This is a genomic window from Pseudomonas sp. Irchel s3f7, from assembly GCF_900187615.1.
GTDB lineage: Bacteria > Pseudomonadota > Gammaproteobacteria > Pseudomonadales > Pseudomonadaceae > Aquipseudomonas.
This window is the reverse complement of sequence record NZ_FYDO01000066.1, coordinates 1-1,309: the sequence shown is the minus strand read 5'-3', so window position 1 is coordinate 1,309 and position 1,309 is coordinate 1. Positions and strand designations below refer to the sequence as shown.

The 1,309-nt window shown below is 56.6% G+C and carries 1 protein-coding gene; it reads left to right on the top strand.

The annotated features are described in order from the left end of the window. Positions 1–96 precede the first annotated feature (96 nt). Positions 97–1,302 (top strand): ISL3 family transposase, encoded by a 1,206-nt coding sequence (locus CKW19_RS28190; protein ID WP_095061783.1) that lies wholly within the window; start codon positions 97–99, stop codon positions 1,300–1,302. The last annotated feature ends 7 nt before the right edge of the window (positions 1,303–1,309 follow it).

Here is a 1,309-nt window from a genome sequence, read left to right as displayed (position 1 = left end):
GGTTCTTCACGGAATCCCGGGAAACACAGAAACAAGAACGCCGATTTGATTGATGATGTTCGTGCGAGCAAACACATCTAACAAACCGGCGTTCTTATGCGCGATATTAATACTTTCCTTCCTTTTTGGGAGGGCTTTTCTGTCGTCACGATCAAACCTGATGGTGACGCCCTTCAGATCGATCTGATCCCCCACGCCACCCGATTCCCGTCCTGCGGTGGCTGCCAAAAGCCCTGCTCAACCACTCATGAGTATTGCGAGCGTACAGTTCGTGACTTGCCGATTCTCGGTCGCGCGGTGCGCCTCAGTGTGTTGCTCAGGCGGGTTGGCTGCCGCGACTGTGGCAAACGTATGGAAGCCGTCAGCTGGCTGGATCGTTATGCGCGCATGACTCGCCGCTTGGCCGAGGCGGTCATCCAGGCCTGCGAACGCCTTCCAACGCTGCACGTGGCCCAGATGTTCGGCTTGCATTGGGACACCGTCAGGTTGTTGGAGCGTCGAGCCTTGCAAGCGGCGTTGAGCGAGTTGCCAAAGGCGCAACCACGACGCCTGGTGATGGATGAATTCGCGCTATTCAAGGGACATCGCTACGCCAGTGTTGTGTTGGATGCCGATACGCGACGAGTGCTTTGGATCGGCGAAGGCCGCAGCCGAGCGGCGGTCAGGCCTTTTTTCGAAGAGCTTGGGCCAGAGGGTTGCGCACGAATCGAAGCGGTGGCGATGGACATGAACACCGCGTTTGACCTAGAGGTGCGTCAGCACTGCCCAAAAGCGCGCGTGGTCTATGACCTCTTCCATGTGGTGGCCAAATATGGCCGAGAGGTCATTGATCGGGTCCGCGTCGACGAAGCTAACCGGCTACGTCATGACAAGCCGGCTCGCAAGGTCATCAAGCAGGCGCGATGGCTGTTGCTGCGTAATCCGCAGAATCTGAAAACGCCTGAGCAACAGGTCCGTTTGGAGGATCTGCTGGCGGCCAACCGAGCGTTGATGACGGTCTACTTGATGAAGGCTGAACTCAAAACGCTTTGGACGCCGAGCACGGCCTGGGGCTGGCGATCAGCCTGGAAGCAATGGCTGCGCCATGCTCATGAAAGCGAAATACCGGCCTTAATCTTGTTTGCCAAACGATTGAAGGGTTACTGGCGGGGCATCGTGAGCCGGGTTCGCTGGCCGATGCATACGGGTCAGCTGGAAGGGATAAACAATCGAATAAAGGTCATCAAGCGGATGGCGTACGGTTACCGGGATAGCGAATTCTTTTTCATGAAGATCAAGAGCGTCTTTCCCGGTAATCCGTGAAGAACCT